Source organism: Nonomuraea sp. NPDC048892 (assembly GCF_040649735.1).
Classification (GTDB): Bacteria; Actinomycetota; Actinomycetes; order Streptosporangiales; family Streptosporangiaceae; genus Nonomuraea; species Nonomuraea maheshkhaliensis.
Map to the genome: position 1 here is coordinate 247878 of NZ_JBEZFZ010000008.1, position 16952 is coordinate 264829.

Below are 16952 nucleotides of genomic sequence, written 5' to 3' on the forward strand. Positions count from 1 at the left end.
AGGGTGATGGCGCCGGGAACGCGGTGCGGTCCTGGGCGGACGCGGGCAGCCGTGGGCGGACGCTGAGGGACGCGCGAAGGCGGGGAGAACGTGGGGGGCGCTGGGCCACACGGGCGCGAGCGGGCGCGCTGGGACGCGGGCCGAGGTTATCGGCGGTCGGGTGTGGCCAGGCCGGTCTCGAAGGCGAAGAGCACCAGCGCGACCCGGTCGCGGCACCCCAGTTTCGCCAGCAGGTTGCCGACGTGGGTCTTCACCGTGCCCTCGGCCATGTGCAGCCGGGCCGCGATCTCGGCGTTGGTGGCCCCGGAGGCGATCGCGCCGAGCACCTCGCCCTCCCGGGGCGTGATCAGCGCGAGGCGTTCGTCGTCGGCGGCGGGCCCGCCCGGCAAGCGGTCGGCGAAGTGGGCGATCAGCCGCCGGGTCGCGGACGGCGCGACGACCGAGCCGCCGGCGGCGACGCCGCGCACCGCCGCCAGCAGCTCCTCCTGGCGGGCGTCCTTGAGCATGAACCCGGCCGCGCCCGCGCGCAGGGCCGCGAAGACGTACTCGTCCAGGTCGAACGTGGTCAGGATGAGCACCCGCGCCGGATGCCCGAGCCGGGTCAGCCGCCTGGTGGCCTCGACGCCGTCCATGACCGGCATCCGTACGTCCATCAGCACCACGTCGGCGGCGACGCCGCGCAGCCTCGTGACCGCTTCCGCGCCGTCACCGGCCTCGCCCACCACGGTCAGGTCGTCCTGCGACTCGATCATCATCCGCAGCCCGGCGCGGACGAGCCGCTGGTCGTCGACGAGGAACAGACTGAGCGTCATCCGGCCGCCGATCCCGTCGCCCGGGGCGCCGGCAGGACGGCGTGCACCTCGAAGCCGCCGCCCGCGCGCGGCCCCGCCGTCAGGGTGCCGTCGTGCAGCTGAACCCGTTCGCGCATCGCCACCAGCCCCGTGCCGCGGCCGCCCGGCTCCACGGCGCCGCCGCGGCCGTCGTCGCGCACACGCACGGTGACCTCGCGCCCGGTGACGGTGATGGCGACCTGCGCGCGGGCGGCCGGGCCGGCGTGGCGGAGCACGTTCGTCAGGCTCTCCTGGACGATCCGGTAGACCGTCAGCCCGGCCAGCGGGCCCACGGCGCCCCGGTCGCCCTGGACGTGGAGCAGGGCCCGGTCGTCGAGGCGGGCCACCAGGTCCGCGACGTCGTCGAGACCGACGGCGGGACGGTAGTCGGCGGCCGGCCTCGGCTCGTGCCTGCGCAGCATCGCCACCACCCGGCGCAGCTCGTCGAGCGCCTCCCTGGAGGTGTCGGCGATCACCGTGAGGATCTCCTGCGACCGGTGCGGTTGGCGGGCCACCATCGCCCGGCCGCCCTCGGCCTGCACGGCGATGACGGCCAGCGAGTGTGCCACGAGGTCGTGGATCTCGCGGGCCACCTCATGGCGTTCGTCGTCGGCGGCGCGGCGGATCGCCCGCTCCCGCTCGGCCATCGCGGACCGCTGCCGCTCGGCTCGTTCGTGCTCCTGCCGCTCTCGCAGCTCCTCGCGTTCGCGGGCCCGCCGGCCGACGACGAACGCGGCGACGACGACGGCGCCGTGGCCGGCGATCGAGGTCACCCAGCTCCCCAAGGACGGCGCTTCGAGATGGACGCTCAGCCACCGGGCCGGCCCGATCACCGCTCCGGCCAGCCCGACCGCGAGCGCGGCCCTGGCCGCCGCGACCGTCGCCCAGCGGGCCAGGCTGTGCACGACGACCGGCACGGCCACCACCGCCACCGTCGCGTCCCTCAGCACCACGACGTGGAGCGCGGCGGCGACGCACATCGTGATCAGCGCCGTCCACGGGCAGGCCCGGCGCAGCACCAGCGGGACGCACATCGCCACGGCGATCGCCGCGTGGGGCAGGTGCGGCAGGATGACGACACCGGCCACGGCCAGCCCGACGGCGAGCTGAGCATCACGGAGCAGCCGTCCGACGGGATGGGTGTCCAGCGGCAGCCGGACGGCCGGACGGATGCCGCGCAGCAGGCGGGCGGCCGGATGGGCACGGCGCAGCAGGCGGGTGGCCGGGTGGGATTCACGCGGTGGCCGGGTGGCGGTGGAGTGGTGCGGAGCAGGCATGGCGCCTCCCACCGTAGACGGGACCGGCGCCGTTGCCATCCGACCACGGTCGCAGATCGCCCCAGCCTCTCGTTTGACTCAGGCGGCGCTTCTGGCCAGGAACGGCAGGATGACGTCGGCCATCTCGTCGGGCACCTCCTCGGCGAGATCGTGTCCCGCGTCGAAGACGTGACCGGTGACGTCGTGCGCCATGAGCCGCAGCTGCGACTCGTTGCGTTCGCCGATGAAGGCCGAGCCGCCGAGCGCCAGGACCGGGAGGTCCAGCTTCCGCCGCGCCGCCTGCCGGTTCTGCTCGGCGTCCACCAGCATCGCCCGGTAGATCGACAACATCGCGCGGATACCGCCGGGCATGGAGTAGGTGCGCACGTACTCTTCGAGGGCATCGGGAGTGGCCGAGTCGGGGTGGGTGCGCTCGTTCTTGATCATGTACGTGATCAGCTCGCGCTCGTGCCCCGAGATCAGCATCTCGGGCACGTCGGGCTGGAAGTAGAAGCCCAGATGCCACAGGTGCATGCCACCGGCGACGTTCTCCGGGGTGAGCGCGGTGTGCTCCTCGAAGCCGAACCCGGGGAACAGCGCCTCGGCGAAGACGAGGGCCAGGACGCGCTCGCGGTGCCGGGCGGCGAGCTGGTAGCCGATCACCGCACCCCAGTCCTCGCCCGCCACGGCGTACCTCTCGTGCCCGAGGTGAGCCATGAGTTCGGCGACGTCCTCGCTCATCGTCACGGAGTCGTAGCCGCCGGAGGGGCGGGCCGAGTCGCCGAGGCCGCGCAGGTCAGGTACGACGACGGTGTGGTGAGGCGTGAGCCGCTTGAGCAGGTGGCGCCAGTGGTAGCCGGTCTTGGGCACGCCGTGCAGCAGCACCACGGCCGGGCCTGAACCGGCCGTCCGGTAGTGCAGGCTCGTTCCGTTGACGCCGGCCCGGCCTGTGCGGACCGGCCTGCCGTCGTGTTCGTACATCATGGGTTTCTCAGCCTTTCTGGATCAGTTGATACAGTTTGCGGGCAGGAAAAATCAGTCGAGGGCGGTCAGCGCGACCTCCACGAGGGGTTCGAGGGCGCGGGCGTCCGGCGTGATCTTCGAGGAGACCAGCAGCCCGTTGAGGAAGGTGACGAGGAAGGCGGCCAGCGTGCCGGGGTCGTGGCGGGCCGCGACCCCGCCTCGCTCCGCCGCGGCGCTCAGCACCTCGGTCAGCGCCCGCCGGCTGGCGTCCTGCATGTCGCGGATGACGCGCCGGATCGACGGATCCTCGGGCAGGCGCTCGCACGCGGCGTTGACCGCCAGGCAGCCCTGGCCCCCGTTGTCCACAGCGATCCGGACCCGCTCCACCAGCATCGCGCGGATCGCCGAACGGGCATCCTTGCCCTCGGCCAGGTCGCGCAGGGCGACCGCGGCCAGGGTGGTGCGGTAGTGCTCCAGCGCCGCGCGGTAGAGGCCGTCCTTGTCGCCGAACGCCGCGTACAGCGAGCCCTGGCCGATGCCCAGGCGGCTGGTCAGGTCGCGCAGCGAGGTCGCCTCGTAGCCGCGCGTCCAGAACAGCTCCATCGCCCGGCTCACCGCCGCCTCGGTGTCGAACTCCCGCGTTCTCGCCATGCCCTCACCGTAACACCTTTCTGGATCAATCGATCCACAATGGGTGCCGGCGGTGTTCCCGTGGCATGGGCCCGTGGCATGGGCCCGTGGCATGGGGAGGGGGCCGCACCGGCGGCTGGTGCGGCCCCCTCGGTCTTCCGGTTCTGGCGGAATCGTGGTGAGGCGAGATGGCCGTGATACGGCCCGGCTCGACTCGGTTCGGTTGCTCGTTCTGTCGGTTGGTCGGTTCGGTCGATCGGTTCGGCTTGCTGGATCGATCGGTTCGGCCGGCACGGACGGCCGGGTTCAACCGGCCTGTCTGGTCAGCCGATCCGATCGGCTCGGTTCGGTGGGTTTGGTCGGATTGGTCCGGCTTGGTGCGGCTCGGACGGTCGTCGGCTTGGCTTGGTGTGGTTACTCGGCGTCGATCGGCAGATCAGCCGCCTCCGCCGCCACCTCCACCACCGCCTCCGCCTCCGCCGCCGCCTCCACCGCCGCCGCCTCCACCACCGCCGCCTCCACCACCACCACCGCCGCCGCCTCCGCCGATGTTCTGGTTGCTGATGTCGATGTTGGCGCCGCCTCCGCCGCCTCCACCTCCACCGCCACCGCCACCTCCGCCGCCTCCGCCGCCACCTCCGTGGCCGCGGGCCCGGCACCTGGCCGGGTTCCGGTGGAATCGGCAGGGATGCTGCGTCGTGAGGGTCTCCGTGGACGTCGTGCGCTGGGCCGTGGGCTCTGCTGCTGCGGGCGGAGCCGATGCCGCCACGGGGACGACGAGAGCCGAGGCCGCCATGGCGGCGGCCGCGAGGATGTTCTTGGCGCTGTTCATGCCAGTTCACCTCCGCTGAGGCTGGCGTTGGGGGGCCACTCGGGTCCTGTATCGGGACGCCGGTTCTCGGCCCGGACTTGATGTCCACGCTAGGACGCCGCTCGGGCCGGGCTGATCCAACGGCGGCAAAGGCTCGGCACCCCTAATTTTGAACGGCGGGAACGGCCGGCGCGGTGTGGTGAGGATCGTAAGAAACGGGATCATCGGCGCCAAAAAGCAGACCAACGACGGCCGCCGTACGTAGCGGGATGCCGATGACGGGCGCACGATGCATCGCGTCCTGAGGAGAAGTCGGTAAAGGGCCGCGGACGCCTCCGCCGGGCCCGGAACCCGCGCGGCGGCGGGCACACGGGGCAGGCCGGTCCGGGCGCGCTTTACGACCTGAACGCGGCGGTAGAGCAAGGGGTCCGCCCCGGTTGCGGTTCCATGACCGTCGCGCCCGCCGGAGAAGAGCGCCGCTGCGCTCAGTAGCGCTTGGCGACCAGCGGGTAGCCCGGGCGGGCGCGGGCGGCGGGCGGTATCGAACCGATATGGGAACGGTCCATTCCCTCGCGGAATCGTCAATATGATCGTTTCCCGCATATCGCCCATCGCAGGAGGATGTGTCGTGCGTATCCCCTCAGTGCTGGCAGCCGCCGCGTTAACCGTCGCCGTCGTCTCCCAGCCGGCCCACGCGGCGGCGCCCGCCGTCGTGTTCACCAAGATCTACTACGACTCGCCCGGCTCGCCGGACTTCGGCGCGAACAGCAGCCTGAACGGAGAGTACGCCCAGCTCAAGAATCGGACGAAGAAGGCCGTCAGCCTCAAGGGATGGACCCTGCGGGACGAGACGAGGCGGTCCGACCACGTCTACACCTTCGGCGCCTTCACTCTCGGGGCGGGCAAGACGGTGACCGTGCGGACCGGCAAGGGCAGGGACACCCGCACCACGCGCTACTGGAACAGGAGCGGGGGAACCTACGCCTACATCTGGAACCAGACCGCGGACACGGGCTACCTGCGCAACGCGTCCGGCAGACTGATCGACTCCTGCTCCTACGACTCCTCGCGGGCCGACTACAAGATCTGCTGAGCGTGAACGCAGGAGAGCGGCCCGCCGGGTCCCGGGTCAGTGACGCCGCGACCGCCACCGGCTGAGGAAGCGCCGGGCCTTCTCCTGGGTGTGGGGGTCGCGGGCCATCCGCTTGACCTTCTCGACGTTCTGCCTGCCTTTGGGGCTGCGCAGGTACGCGCGCACCCGTTCCATGACCGTTGCCATGGGTGCCCACTACCCAGCCGTTCCCGATGGAAGCCCTCGGCGCCCGAGAGATCTGGTTCGGGCAGCTAGGACGGGGATGTTCGCTCCGTGCCCTGGGCGGCGGGGGAGACGAGGGGTGGCGTCTCCGTGAGCGGGTCCGTGTGCGGGCGGGGTTGCGGGGGCACCTGGTCGACGATGGTCTGGATCGCCGCCTTCCGCCGTTCGATGCCCGCCCCGTCGATGCTGATCTGCCGCCTGCGTCGGATCCTGTCGTCAGTCACGCTGGGTAGCGTATTGAGACGGCCGCCAACTGTGGGTCACGAGAGGCTCATCAATGGTTGGTCCCCGTCCCAGTCCCCGCCTCTGTTCCCGTCCCGGTGCCGCCGGGGGTCTCGCCGCACGTCGACCCGGGGGCGTACGCGAGGACGTGGTCGCGCAGCATGTCGCCCGACCGGGGATCGTTCCGCTCGAACGCCTCCACCAGCGCCTCATGGTCGCGAGCGTTCTCCTGCGGCCGCATCCGGAACAGCCGGATCGACAGATGCGTCCACACCTCGACGCCCAGTGACTCCCACACCGACAGCAGCACGGCGTTGCCCGCCGCCGCCACGATCTCCCGATGGAAGTCGACCCCGTGCCGCACCTGGTCGGTGAGCGACCCGCCGGCGGCGGCCTCCTGGAGGCGGCGCAGCTGCCGGCGCAGCGCGTGCACGTCAGGACTTCCGAGGCGGACGGCCGTCTCCTCAAGGCTCGCCCGCACCTGGTAGACCTCGCGCAGGTCGGCCTCGGTGATGCCGCGCACCTGGGCGCCCCTGTTGGGCGAGGACTCGATCAGCCGCAGCGCCTCCAGCTCGCGCAGCGCCTCGCGTACGGGGGCCTGGCTGACGCCGAGCTCGGCGGCCACCCGCCGCTCGACGATGCGGTCGCCCGGCGCGTAACGGCCGCTGATCAGCCCGTCCACGACCGCCTGCCGAATCTGGTCGCGTAGTGGAGCCCGCACAACCGGTTTCACGGGCGAAATCCTACCCCTCAACACATCGGATGATCGATCATAGGGTGTAATGGTATACATGGAGACAGACTGGGACCCCCAAGAGACGGCCGAGTGGCTTGAGTCGCTGGAGGCCGTACGGCGCCAGGCAGGCCCCGAGCGGGCCGAGTTCCTGTTGCGGCGGCTGGCCACGAGCGGCCGCTATCTCAACACCGTTCCCACCGAGGACGAGCCCGCCTACCCGGGCGACCTCGCGCTGGAACAGCGGATCGCGGCATACGACCGGTGGAACGCCGCCGCGATGATCACCCGAGGGAGCAAGCTCGGCCTCGGCGGCCACCTGGCCACCTACGCCTCGGCCGCGTGGCTCTACGAGGTCGGCTTCAACCACTTCTTCCACGGCGGCCACGACCAGGTCTACTTCCAGGGTCACGCCTCGCCCGGCATCTACGCCCGCGCCTTCCTTGAGGGCCGGCTGAGCGAGGAGCGGCTGGACCTGTTCCGGCGGGAGCCTGAGGGCGGCCTGCCGTCCTACCCGCACCCGCGGGCCATGCCGGACTTCTGGCAGTTCCCCACCGTGTCCATGGGGCTCGGGCCGCTCAACGCGGTCTACCAGGCCCGGTTCAACCGCTACCTGCACAACCGCGGCATCAAGGACACCTCGGCCTCTCACGTGTGGGCCTTCCTCGGCGACGGCGAGATGGACGAGCCCGAGTCCACGGCCGCCCTCACCCTGGCCGCCCGCGAAGGGCTGGACAACCTCACCTTCGTGATCAACTGCAACCTGCAGCGGTTGGACGGCCCCGTACGCGGCAACACCCGCATCGTCCAGGAGCTCGAAAGCGTCTTCCGCGGCGCGGGCTGGAACGTCGTCAAGGCGCTGTGGGGGCGCGACTGGGACGACCTGCTGCGCTCCGACGAACTGGTGGCCAGGCTGGCGGAGACACCGGACGGGCAGTTCCAGACGTTCGCCGCCTCCTCCGGCGACTACATCAGGCAGCGGCTGTTCCACGGGCTGGAGGTGCCTCACTCCGACGAGGAGCTGCGCCGCATCGTCAGCGGCTCGCGGGCTGGCCACGAGCCGCGCAAGGTGTACGCCGCCTACCGCCGCGCCCTGGAGCACCAGGGCGTCCCGACGGTGATCCTCGTCCAGACGGTCAAGGGCTGGACGCTCGGCGCGGGCGTGGAGTCGCGCAACGCCAACCACCAGATGAAGAAGCTCACCCAGGACGAGTTCCGCGCCATGCGCGACCGGCTCGACCTGCCCGTGAGCGACGCGGAGCTGGCCGGTGACCTGCCGCCGTACCTGCACCCGGGTCCCGGCTCGCCGGAGGTCGAGTACGCGCTCGAACGCCGGCGCGCGCTCGGCGGCCCCCTTCCCGGCCGGACGGTCACGCACCACCCGCTGCCGGATCCGGACGAGCGGCACTTCAGCCGGCTCGCCAAGGGCTCGGCCCAGCCGATCGCCACCACGATGGCGTTCGTCCGCCTGGTCAAGGACCTGATGCGGGAGCCGGAGACGGGACGGCGGTGGGTGCCGATCGTGCCCGACGAGGCCAGGACGTTCGGCATGGAGTCGCTGTTCCCCACGGCCAAGATCTACTCGCCGCTCGGCCAGCGGTACGACGCGGTGGACCGGGAGCTGCTGCTGTCGTACACGGAGGCGGCCGACGGGCAGATCCTGCTGGAGGGCATCACCGAGGCGGGGTCGATGGCGTCGTTCACGGCGGCGGCGTCGAGCTACGCCACCCACGGCGAGCCGATGATCCCGTTCTACATCTTCTACTCGATGTTCGGCTGGCAGCGCACGGGCGACCAGATGTGGGCGCTGGCCGACCAGCTCGGCAGGGGGTTCCTCGTCGGGGCCACGGCGGGACGCACCACGATGACGGGCGAGGGGCTGCAGCACGCGGACGGGCACTCCCAGCTGCTCGCCTCCGCCAACCCCGCCTGCCTGGCCTACGACCCGGCGTTCGCGTACGAGGTGGGCGTGATCGTGCGGGACGGGCTCAGGCGGATGTACGGCCCGGCGGCCGAGGACGTGTTCTACTACCTGACCGTCTACAACGAGCCGATGCCGCAGCCCGCGATGCCGGACGGTGCCGAGGAGGGCATACTCAAGGGCATCTACCGTTACCGCGAGGGCGGCGGGCAGGCCCACCTGCTGGCCAGCGGCACCGCGATCCACTGGGCGCTGGAGGCGCAGCGGCTGCTGGAGGAGGAGTACGGGCTGGGCGTGGACGTCTGGTCGGTCACCTCGTGGAGCGAGCTGCGCCGCGACGCGATGACCGCCACCGGCGTGCCCTACCTGCGCCAGGCCATGGCCGGCACGCAGGGGCCCGTGATCGCCGTCAGCGACTGGATGCGGGCCGTGCCCGACCAGATCGCCCCCTTCGTCCAGCGGCCGTGGACCTCGCTCGGCACCGACGGCTTCGGGCTGTCGGGCACGCGTGAGTCCGTACGCAAGCACTTCGGCGTCGATCCGCGCTCGATCGCGGACGCCGTGCTGAAGGCGGTGGAGGAGGCCGAGGGCTGAGACGCAGGCGGGGGCCGGACATAGGGGGCCGGAGATCGGGTTTCGCGGTCGCGGGGGGTGCCCGTGACTCGGTCGCTTGACCGTGTCAGAGGGAGTCGGCAATGATCATCGCCGAGTCGTACTTCCCTCAGAAAGGGCACCACGTGCGCTTGTTATCGGCAAGACGCGCGGCACTGGCCGCGACCCTGACCGCCGCCACCCTCACCGGCGGCGTCATCGCCGCCCCGGCCCCCGCTTCAGCCGCGGCCCAGCTCATCGCGAACGGCACCTTCGACACCACCACCGCCCCCTGGGCCGCCCTCGGGCAGACCACCGTCACGCTCGAACAGCAAGCCATGCGGATCCAGGTCCGGCAGAACGTGGCCAACCCCTGGGACGCGATGGTGGCCTCGCCCACCGCCGCCGCCCTGAACCCGGGCAAGAGCTACACCCTCTCCTTCGACGCGTACTCCACCGCCGCCTTCACCGCCAAGGCCACGGTCCAGTACACCGCCACCCCGAGCAGCAACCAGTCGCTGGCCACGGACGTGCCGCTGACCACGACGAGCAAGCGCTACACCTTCCCGTTCACGGCCGCCCAGGCGGGCGCCACCGCGGCCGAGGTGACCTTCCAGCTCGGCGGTTCCGGCGGCACGCCGGTCGTCCGCTTCGACAACGTCTCGCTGATGGAGACGCAGACGACCCGCCCGACCGCGCTGTACGTCAACCCGAAGTCGAACCCGGCCCGCTGGGCCTCCGAGAACGACGGCAGGCCCGAGAGCGGGCCCATCATGGACGCCATCGGCAGCAAGCCGATCTTCGACTGGTTCGGCAACTGGTTCCCCGACATCACCAAGGCCGTGGACACGTACGTGGGCGCCGCGCAGGCCGCGGACAAGCTGCCGATGCTGGTGGCCTACAACATCCCCAACCGCGACGCCTGCGCGCTGTTCTCGGGCGGAGGCGCGGGCGACGCCGCCGGCTACCACGCCTGGATCACCGACTTCGCCAAGGCGATCGGCAACCGCCACGCCATCGTGGTGCTGGAGCCGGACGCGATCGCCGCCGCCCCGTGCGTGGCGGACCTGAACCCGCCGAAGAACCCCGACGACCAGTACCGGATGTTGCTGGACGCCACCCAGGTGCTGAGCACGCACGCGCCGAACACGTGGGTGTACCTCGACGCGGCCAACGCCACCTGGCGGACGCCGAGTTTCATGGCGGACAAGCTGGTGGAGTCGGGTGTCGCCAACACGCGCGGCTTTTCGGTAAACGTATCCAATTACCTCACCACCGCCGACAGCGAGCAGTACGCGGTCGCGGTCAACGGCCTCCTGTCCGGCACGGTGGGCGCGAAGAAGTACGTGATCGACACGAGCAGGAACGGCAAGGGCCCGTACGAGGACGACACCCCCGGCGACAACTGGTGCAACCCGCCGGACCGCAAGCTCGGCACTCCTCCGGTGCGGCAGACGAGCGGGGCCGAGTACCTGTTCTGGGTCAAGGTGCCGGGTGACTCCGACGGGGAGTGCGGGTTCATCGACGACATCCCCGCCGGCAGTTTCGACCCCAGGCTGGCCATGTCCCTGATCACCGGGGAGTCCTGACATGAGTGGAGAACGAGTGTCCGGCTGGAGGGCGTGCGCGGCGGGCATGACCGTCGGCACACTGCTGGCCGCGGGCCTGATGACCACCCCGGCGGCCGCGGCCGCGGATCCCGCCACCTACTACGTCGACAGCGTCTCCGGGCGCGACACCGCCGACGGCACCTCCGAGGCGACCGCCTGGCGCACGCTGGCCAAGGCCGGCGCGGCAGACCTGACCCCCGGCTCCAAGCTGCTGCTGCGCCGCGGATCGTCGTGGTCGGAGCAACTGGTGGTCTCCAAGTCCGGGGACGCGGACGACCCCATCACCGTGGACGCCTACGGCACCGGCGCCAGGCCCATCATCAAGGCCGGCCCCGCCTACTCGTGCGTCCTGCTCTCCGGCGACTACATCGAGCTGCTGAACGTGCAGGTCGGCGTCAAGGGCGCGCAGCGCTGCCTGTGGTCGGGGGTGACGGTCGAGGGCGACCACAACTTCCTCAAGAACAACTACTTCACCGGCTCCTCGGCGGGCGTCTACATCGACGAGCCGGCCCGCTACACCTCGATCAACGCCAACGACTTCGTCGACAACAACGTCATGAGCGTCAACACCGACGCCGAGGAGATGGGGGAGGAGTACGCCGACGACGACGCCGGAGCCTTCGCCATCCTGGTGCACGGCGACGACTCCGAGATCTCCTGGAACGACATCAGGGGCTCGATCGCGCAGAGCTACGACTACGTCTGGGACGGCGCGGCCGTCGAGATCTTCAAGGGCTCGCGCACCTGGGTGCACCACAACACCTCGGTGGACAACGACACCTTCACCGAACTCGGCACCGACAGGGAGCCGACGGGCGAGACCAAGGACCCGGACGGCGTCTCGGACAACGTGTTCGAGTACAACGAGATCTACGGCACGCGCACCAGAGGAGGGCTCGTCACCCGGGGGCCGTTCAAGGAGACCCCGGACCGGCCGGTGGACGTGAACGGCCCCGTGCTGCGCACCATCTTCAGGAACAACTCGGTCAACCTGCCCAACGAGGATGCCGAGGGCGTGGTCTGCGACTCCAACTGCACGAACGAGCACCTGACCATGACCCAGAACGCCATCTACGCCGCCAAGAAGAGCGCCTACGGGCCCGGCATCACCGGGGCCGCGAACTCCTACAACGTGCTGGAAGGCACGCAGTACCAGCTCGGCGACGACGGCGTCGGCAACGTCTTCGAAGACCCCAAGTTCGACCCGGCCCGCCCGCTCCAGCTGCTTCCCGGCAGCAGGGCGATCGGGCTGGGCCGCCAGGCGTACGGGGAGATCGCGCTGAACGGCGTCGCGATCGGCTCGGACGGCGGCATCGAGGCCGGCGCCTACGAGTACGTGCCGGCCAGGTAGCCGCGGGCGGCCGGGAGGGCCTGACCCCTCCCGGCCGTTCCCGGCCATTACCCGGGCAGCGGCGGGTGATACCTGCGCCAGGCCGGCTCCGGTGTCTCCCCGTCCGCGCCGGCGCGGTAGGCGGGCAGGCGCACGGTGAACGTGGCGCCGCCGCCCGGCCGCCCGTCCGCGGTGATCGTGCCGTCGTGACCGTCCACGACCTCCCGTACGAGCGCCAGCCCCAGCCCGAACCGGGCGCCCTCGAACCGGGTGAACAGCCGTTCGGCGTCCCGGGGATCCAGGCCCGCGCCGTCGTCCCTGACCGTGAGCAGCACCGAGGCGGGGCCGCTCGACAGGGTCAGCCAGACGTGCCCGCCCGGTCCCGTGTGGCTCAGCGCGTTGTCCAGCAGCGCCGACAGCACCCGGCGCAGCGCCGACTCAACCCCGCGCACGACCGGCTCGCCGGGCCCGTCGCAGCGCACCTCGACGGCCACCCGCTGCAGCGTGGCCCTGGCGTTCTCGGCCGCGGCCAGCTCGGCGGCCAGCACGGCCAGGTCAACCGGGCCGAACGGGCCGCGCAGCTGCTTGAACCTGGCCGCCCGCAGCAGGTCCTCGACCACCTCGCCGAGCTGCCTGGTGCCGTCGACGAGCTGGTCCACCTCGTCGATGAGCAGGATGGGGTCGGTGCCGCCACGCATGCGGCGCGACAGCAACTGCGCGCGGGTGTGCAGCCGGGTCAGCGGGGAGCGCAGCTCGTGGCTGACGTCGGCGGCGAAGCGCCGCTGGCGGGCCAGCGCCTCGCCCAGCGGGGCGATCGCGCGGCGGGAGACCACCTGGCCGACCAGCAACGCGGCCAGCAGGCCCGCCACCTCGGCCCCGAGCAGCGTGCGCAGCAGCCGATCCCGTTCCGCGGCCTGGTAGCGCAGGTCCATGGCGGCCTGGACGATCGTGCCGCCGCGCGCGCGGGTGTGGATCAGGTAGTCGCGCCCGCCCGCGGTCACCCGCGTCAGCGCCGGCCCCGCGCCGAGTGCCGCCCGCACGGGAAGGACCGCGGGCGCGCCGGGGGAGCTGAGCACGGTGCCGTCGGCGCGCACCTCGTACAGCCACACGCAGGGCGGCGGGTGCGCGACGGGGGAGCTCCGGGCCGCGGCGGCCAGCTCGCGCCCGGCCGAGGCGCTCTGGCCGTGCAGCATGACGCAGTAGACCAGCACGCCGCCCAGCGCCAGCATCACGGAGATCGCGCCGGCCACCTGCACGGTGATGCGGCGGCGGGCCCGCACGAGCAGCCGCCGGTCGGGGTCGCGCCTCCTGGGCCGGTCGCCGCCGGCCGCCCTGGGGCGGCCCGGCGCGGTGACGCTCATAAGTCACCCAGGCGGTAGCCCACACCTCGCACGGTGCGCACGACGTCCGAGCCGAGCTTGTTGCGCAGGTAGTAGACGTAGGTGTCCACGATCGACTCCTTGCTCGCGCCGTCGAAGACCCGCTGGCGCAGCGACCTGCGGGTGTGCACCTGCCGCGGGCGGGCGGCCAGCGCGCTGAGCAGCTTGCACTCCTGCCCCGACAGCGTCACCTGCTCCCCGCTGGGCAGCCGGACGATGTGGGACTCGGCGTCCAGCCAGCCCGCGCCGAGCGGCAGGAGCATGGCCTGGTCGAGGTTGCGCCGGCTGAGCGCGCGCACCCTGGCGAGCAGCTCGTCGATCTCGAACGGCTTGACGAGATAGTCTTCGGCGCCCGCGTCCAGCCCGTCGACTCGGTCGGAGACCGAGCCGAACGCGGTCAGCAGCAGCACCGGCGCGGTGACCGCCTGCCGCCGCAGCCGGCGCAGCAGGTCGAGGCCGTCGAGCGCGGGCAGGCCGCGGTCGACGATGAGCACGTCGTACGCGCGGCTCAGCCCCAGATGCAGCCCTCGCTGCCCCTCCAGCGCCACGTCGACCGTGTAGCCCTGTTCGGTGAACAGGCCGGCCAGCATGTTTCCCAGCTCGCGGTCGTCCTCGACGAGCAGCAGCCGACGGGAGGGCAGGTCGGCCGCGCCCGGTGTCCCAGCCACGGCACAACCGTTTCACCACCGCCCGGCATTTTCCAGGTCCACTGGTTCAATCGGACCACAGAGCGGCCCCTACCTCGGCGATCACGATGAATTGGACCGGACGTCGGCCGTCGCGGGCACGGGCGGCGCGACCGTGGCGCTCCGCTCCAGGCGCTCGGGCAGGGCCAGCTTGTAGAGCGGCAGCGCGCCCGCGGTGGTCAGCACGGCCACGAGCACGAGCATGGAGAACAGCTCCTGCGTGATCATGCCCTGGGCCAGGCCGATGTTGATGAAGATGAGGATCATCAGGCCGCGGGCGTTCATGAGCGCCCCCACCGCGTACGCCTCCCGCCGGCCGAACCCGATCCAGCGCATCGCCAGCGAGCAGCCGAAGTACTTCCCGCAGAACCCGGCCAGCAGGATCAGCCCGAACGCCAGCAGCATCGAGCCGCCCGCGATACCGCCGAGCTGCGTGTTCAGCCCGGAGAAGGTGAAGAACGTGGGCAGCAGCAGGGTTGAGACGATCTCCATCATGCGGCCGTGCAGCACCTCGCGGAACTTGGGGTCGCGCGGCATCGCCAGGCCCGCGAAGAAGCCGCCGAAGACCGCGTACACGCCGATCCAGTCCGTCATCCAGCCGGCCGTGAGCGGGACGAGGATGACGACGTACACGCCGGTGGGGCCGAGCCGGCCGGTGCGCGCCACGCTCCGGCCCAGGGGGCGCAGCATGGGGGCGACCACCTTGAGCATGACGACGGCGAACGCCGCGGTCAGGCCGATGGTGAGCAGCGCGCTCGAGGTGCCCGTGCCCAGGTGCATGGCCGACAGGACGGCCAGCAGGCACCAGGCCAGGGCGTCGTCGATGGAGGCGGCCAGCAGGGTGAGCCGGCCGATGGGGGTGTTCTCCAGGCCGCGCTCGTACAGGATCCTGGCCAGCATCGGGAAGGCGGTCAGCGACAGCGCGCCCCCGACGAACAGCGCGAACTGGAAGGGCGACACGTCGGGACGCGACAGCAGGCTGTGCAGCAGCAGGCCGGCGCCGAAGCCGAGCAGCAGTGAGGGGACGATCCCCGACGTGGCCAGCACGGCCGCCTTGCGCACCTCGCCGGGCGTCCTGGAGGTGTGGTCGATCCCGGCCCCGACCAGGAACATGTAGAGGGTCAGGCCGATCGTGCTGAGCACGTACAGGATCGGGCGCACCTCCGGCGGGAAGAGGGCGGCCTGGGCCTCGGGGAACAGCCAGCCGAACAGCGTCGGCCCGAGCAGCACGCCGGCGACCATCTCGCCGAGCACACGCGGCTGCATCACCAGGAGCGCCAGCCGCCCGCACACCGCCGCGGTGATGAGCAGGACGACCAGGGCGGGCATGACCTTCAGGACGAGCGCGAGGTTCGCGTCAGGAGCCGCGACGGTGGTCAGAGCCAGGACGGGCATACGGGTTCTCCTCTGCAGAGGCGAAGTGGCGTTCGCACAGCCGCTGCCGGCGCGCGTCCCAGACCATGTAGGCGCCGAGGACGAGCTGCGTCAGGCCGCGCCAGACGTCCTCCCAGCGGTCGCGTACGCGCAGGTACGCCAGCGCCGGACCGGGACGGTGCCGGGCGCCGAGCGGGGTGAGCAGGCAGGGGCCGCGGCTGGGCAGGGATCGGGTGTGGGACACGGAGGAGTCCAGGACGTAACGGGCCAGGACCTCCCGCGCCACCACCCGCATGGCGATCGGCGCCAGCCGCCAGGCCGGGCACGGCCGGTTGGCCGCGATGCCGAACGGGATGTGGTTGAGCTCCTTGACCGGCCGGTCGGCGCGGTCCGGGTCGAACCTGCCCGGATCGAACCGGTCCGGGTCGGCGAAGCCGGCGCGGTGGAACGCCGGATAGTCGAAGCAGAGCACCGAGCCGGCCGGGATCGTGGTGCGCTCGTCGAGCTCGATGTCGCCGGTGGTGACGCGGTGGGCGATGCCGAACAGCGGGTAGAGCCGCAGCGTCTCGGCCATCACCTGGTCGAGGTAGCCGTCGTCGCCCGCGCGCGCCCGCTCCTGCGCCTGCGGATGCTGGGCGAGCACCAGCAGCAGGTGCGCCATGGCCTCCGACAGCTGCACGACGGCGGTGTTGAAGAAGGCCCCTTGCAGGTAGTACGCCTGCTGCGTGGGCGACAGGCCCGCAGGGAGCGGCACCCGTACCCGGCCGAGCCGGTCGAGGAGGTAGGCGGTCAGGCGCAGGCGGCGGCGCATGTGCCGCAGGCCCGTGCACTTGAGCGAGCTGACGACGTCGTTCGCGTTGGCCGCGATCAGGTCGCGGGCGCGGCGCGGGCAGGGCTCGGCGAAGACGAGCTCGTACGCGAACTCCGCCCACAGCGGCATCATCAGGTCCCGCAGCCGGACCAGGCCGCGCACGTCCGCCAGGGCCCTGGCCGCGCAGCGGCGGGCCAGCTCCTCGGCCCCGGCGCGCGGCACCGCGAGCAGGGCGCGGGTCACGCGTGCCACGGCCTCGTACCGCTCGCCCGCCTCCAGGTGCTCCTGGTGCATCTCGGGGCCGGGCGCCAGCCAGTACCAGAACAGGTCCGACAGCGCCGCCCCCTCGCTGCGCCCGCCGGCGGCCGGATGCGCGTAGATCTCCCTGAACCGCTCGACCCCGATCAGGTCGCCCGGCACCGTGATGCCCTCCTCGCCGTTGATCCGGGCGAACACACGGCCCCGCAGCGCCACGATCCGGCTCGCCATC

General features: G+C 71.8%; 16 protein-coding genes. 4 read left to right on the forward strand and 12 right to left on the reverse strand.

The window, feature by feature from the left end; all coding sequences use genetic code 11:
- Positions 1–146: 146 nt before the first annotated feature.
- The 5 genes from AB0C28_RS27750 to AB0C28_RS27770 all read right to left on the reverse strand — a co-directional run bounded on the left by AB0C28_RS27750 (position 147) and on the right by AB0C28_RS27770 (position 4315).
- Positions 147–812 (reverse strand): response regulator transcription factor, encoded by a 666-nt coding sequence (locus AB0C28_RS27750; RefSeq protein ID WP_357850974.1) that lies wholly within the window; start codon positions 810–812, stop codon positions 147–149.
- Entirely contained in the window at positions 809–2107 is a 1299-nt protein-coding gene (locus tag AB0C28_RS27755; protein WP_358078483.1) for a sensor histidine kinase, read from the reverse strand. The genes AB0C28_RS27750 and AB0C28_RS27755 overlap by 4 nt, the downstream gene beginning before the upstream one ends.
- 78 nt (positions 2108–2185) lie before the next feature.
- On the reverse strand, positions 2186–3070 hold the full coding sequence (locus tag AB0C28_RS27760) for an alpha/beta hydrolase (RefSeq protein ID WP_358078486.1): 885 nt from the start codon (positions 3068–3070) through the stop codon (positions 2186–2188).
- Between the two features lie 51 nt (positions 3071–3121).
- Entirely contained in the window at positions 3122–3700 is a 579-nt protein-coding gene (locus AB0C28_RS27765) for a helix-turn-helix domain-containing protein (protein WP_358078489.1), read from the reverse strand.
- Positions 3701–4093: 393 nt separating this feature from the next.
- Positions 4094–4315, reverse strand: a complete 222-nt coding sequence (locus tag AB0C28_RS27770) for a hypothetical protein (RefSeq protein WP_358078492.1) — start codon at positions 4313–4315, stop codon at positions 4094–4096.
- 803 nt (positions 4316–5118) lie between these two features.
- On the opposite strand from AB0C28_RS27770, the gene AB0C28_RS27775 reads away from it, so the two are divergent.
- Entirely contained in the window at positions 5119–5583 is a 465-nt protein-coding gene (locus AB0C28_RS27775) for a lamin tail domain-containing protein (protein WP_358078495.1), read from the forward strand.
- A 36-nt stretch (positions 5584–5619) separates the two neighbouring features.
- On the opposite strand, the gene AB0C28_RS27780 is transcribed toward AB0C28_RS27775, so the two are convergent.
- The 3 genes from AB0C28_RS27780 to AB0C28_RS27790 all read right to left on the reverse strand — a co-directional run bounded on the left by AB0C28_RS27780 (position 5620) and on the right by AB0C28_RS27790 (position 6760).
- On the reverse strand, positions 5620–5769 hold the full coding sequence (locus AB0C28_RS27780; RefSeq protein WP_357850991.1) for a hypothetical protein: 150 nt from the start codon (positions 5767–5769) through the stop codon (positions 5620–5622).
- Positions 5770–5834: 65 nt separating this feature from the next.
- Complete coding sequence (locus tag AB0C28_RS27785; protein WP_357850994.1) at positions 5835–6029, reverse strand: hypothetical protein; 195 nt, start codon at positions 6027–6029, stop codon at positions 5835–5837.
- Positions 6030–6079: 50 nt separating this feature from the next.
- Positions 6080–6760, reverse strand: a complete 681-nt coding sequence (locus AB0C28_RS27790; protein ID WP_357850997.1) for a GntR family transcriptional regulator — start codon at positions 6758–6760, stop codon at positions 6080–6082.
- A gap of 49 nt (positions 6761–6809) precedes the next feature.
- On the opposite strand from AB0C28_RS27790, the gene aceE reads away from it, so the two are divergent.
- The 3 genes from aceE to AB0C28_RS27805 all read left to right on the forward strand — a co-directional run bounded on the left by aceE (position 6810) and on the right by AB0C28_RS27805 (position 12233).
- A complete protein-coding gene (gene aceE, locus AB0C28_RS27795; RefSeq protein ID WP_358078498.1) occupies positions 6810–9275 on the forward strand; it encodes a pyruvate dehydrogenase (acetyl-transferring), homodimeric type in 2466 nt (821 codons plus the stop codon).
- A gap of 101 nt (positions 9276–9376) precedes the next feature.
- A complete protein-coding gene (locus AB0C28_RS27800; protein WP_357851003.1) occupies positions 9377–10861 on the forward strand; it encodes a glycoside hydrolase family 6 protein in 1485 nt (494 codons plus the stop codon).
- A gap of 1 nt (position 10862) precedes the next feature.
- The gene (locus AB0C28_RS27805; protein WP_358078501.1) at positions 10863–12233 is read left to right on the forward strand and encodes a hypothetical protein; all 1371 of its coding nucleotides are present in this window, start codon (positions 10863–10865) and stop codon (positions 12231–12233) included.
- A gap of 47 nt (positions 12234–12280) precedes the next feature.
- Here AB0C28_RS27805 and AB0C28_RS27810 read toward each other — a convergent pair whose 3' ends face one another.
- From AB0C28_RS27810 to AB0C28_RS27825, 4 genes are all read right to left on the reverse strand, one after another.
- Entirely contained in the window at positions 12281–13573 is a 1293-nt protein-coding gene (locus AB0C28_RS27810; protein ID WP_358078504.1) for a HAMP domain-containing sensor histidine kinase, read from the reverse strand.
- Positions 13570–14259 (reverse strand): response regulator transcription factor, encoded by a 690-nt coding sequence (locus AB0C28_RS27815; RefSeq protein ID WP_357851010.1) that lies wholly within the window; start codon positions 14257–14259, stop codon positions 13570–13572. Before AB0C28_RS27815 ends, AB0C28_RS27810 begins: the two co-directional genes overlap by 4 nt.
- An 81-nt stretch (positions 14260–14340) precedes the next feature.
- A complete protein-coding gene (locus AB0C28_RS27820) occupies positions 14341–15672 on the reverse strand; it encodes a cation:proton antiporter (protein WP_357851014.1) in 1332 nt (443 codons plus the stop codon).
- A complete protein-coding gene (locus tag AB0C28_RS27825; protein ID WP_357851017.1) occupies positions 15635–16951 on the reverse strand; it encodes a cytochrome P450 in 1317 nt (438 codons plus the stop codon). The genes AB0C28_RS27820 and AB0C28_RS27825 overlap by 38 nt, the downstream gene beginning before the upstream one ends.
- Between the last annotated feature and the right edge of the window lies 1 nt (position 16952).

Coding starts and splice junctions, on each gene's coding strand:
- AB0C28_RS27750 (WP_357850974.1), bottom strand. CDS start 812: ATGACGCTCAGTCTGTTCCTCGTCGACGACCAGCGGCTCGTCCGCGCC.
- AB0C28_RS27755 (WP_358078483.1), bottom strand. CDS start 2,107: ATGCCTGCTCCGCACCACTCCACCGCCACCCGGCCACCGCGTGAATCC.
- AB0C28_RS27760 (WP_358078486.1), bottom strand. CDS start 3,070: ATGATGTACGAACACGACGGCAGGCCGGTCCGCACAGGCCGGGCCGGC.
- AB0C28_RS27765 (WP_358078489.1), bottom strand. CDS start 3,700: ATGGCGAGAACGCGGGAGTTCGACACCGAGGCGGCGGTGAGCCGGGCG.
- AB0C28_RS27780 (WP_357850991.1), bottom strand. CDS start 5,769: ATGGCAACGGTCATGGAACGGGTGCGCGCGTACCTGCGCAGCCCCAAA.
- aceE (WP_358078498.1), top strand. CDS start 6,810: ATGGTATACATGGAGACAGACTGGGACCCCCAAGAGACGGCCGAGTGG.
- AB0C28_RS27800 (WP_357851003.1), top strand. CDS start 9,377: ATGATCATCGCCGAGTCGTACTTCCCTCAGAAAGGGCACCACGTGCGC.
- AB0C28_RS27805 (WP_358078501.1), top strand. CDS start 10,863: ATGAGTGGAGAACGAGTGTCCGGCTGGAGGGCGTGCGCGGCGGGCATG.
- AB0C28_RS27810 (WP_358078504.1), bottom strand. CDS start 13,573: ATGAGCGTCACCGCGCCGGGCCGCCCCAGGGCGGCCGGCGGCGACCGG.
- AB0C28_RS27820 (WP_357851014.1), bottom strand. CDS start 15,672: ATGCCCGTCCTGGCTCTGACCACCGTCGCGGCTCCTGACGCGAACCTC.
- AB0C28_RS27825 (WP_357851017.1), bottom strand. CDS start 16,951: ATGGCGAGCCGGATCGTGGCGCTGCGGGGCCGTGTGTTCGCCCGGATC.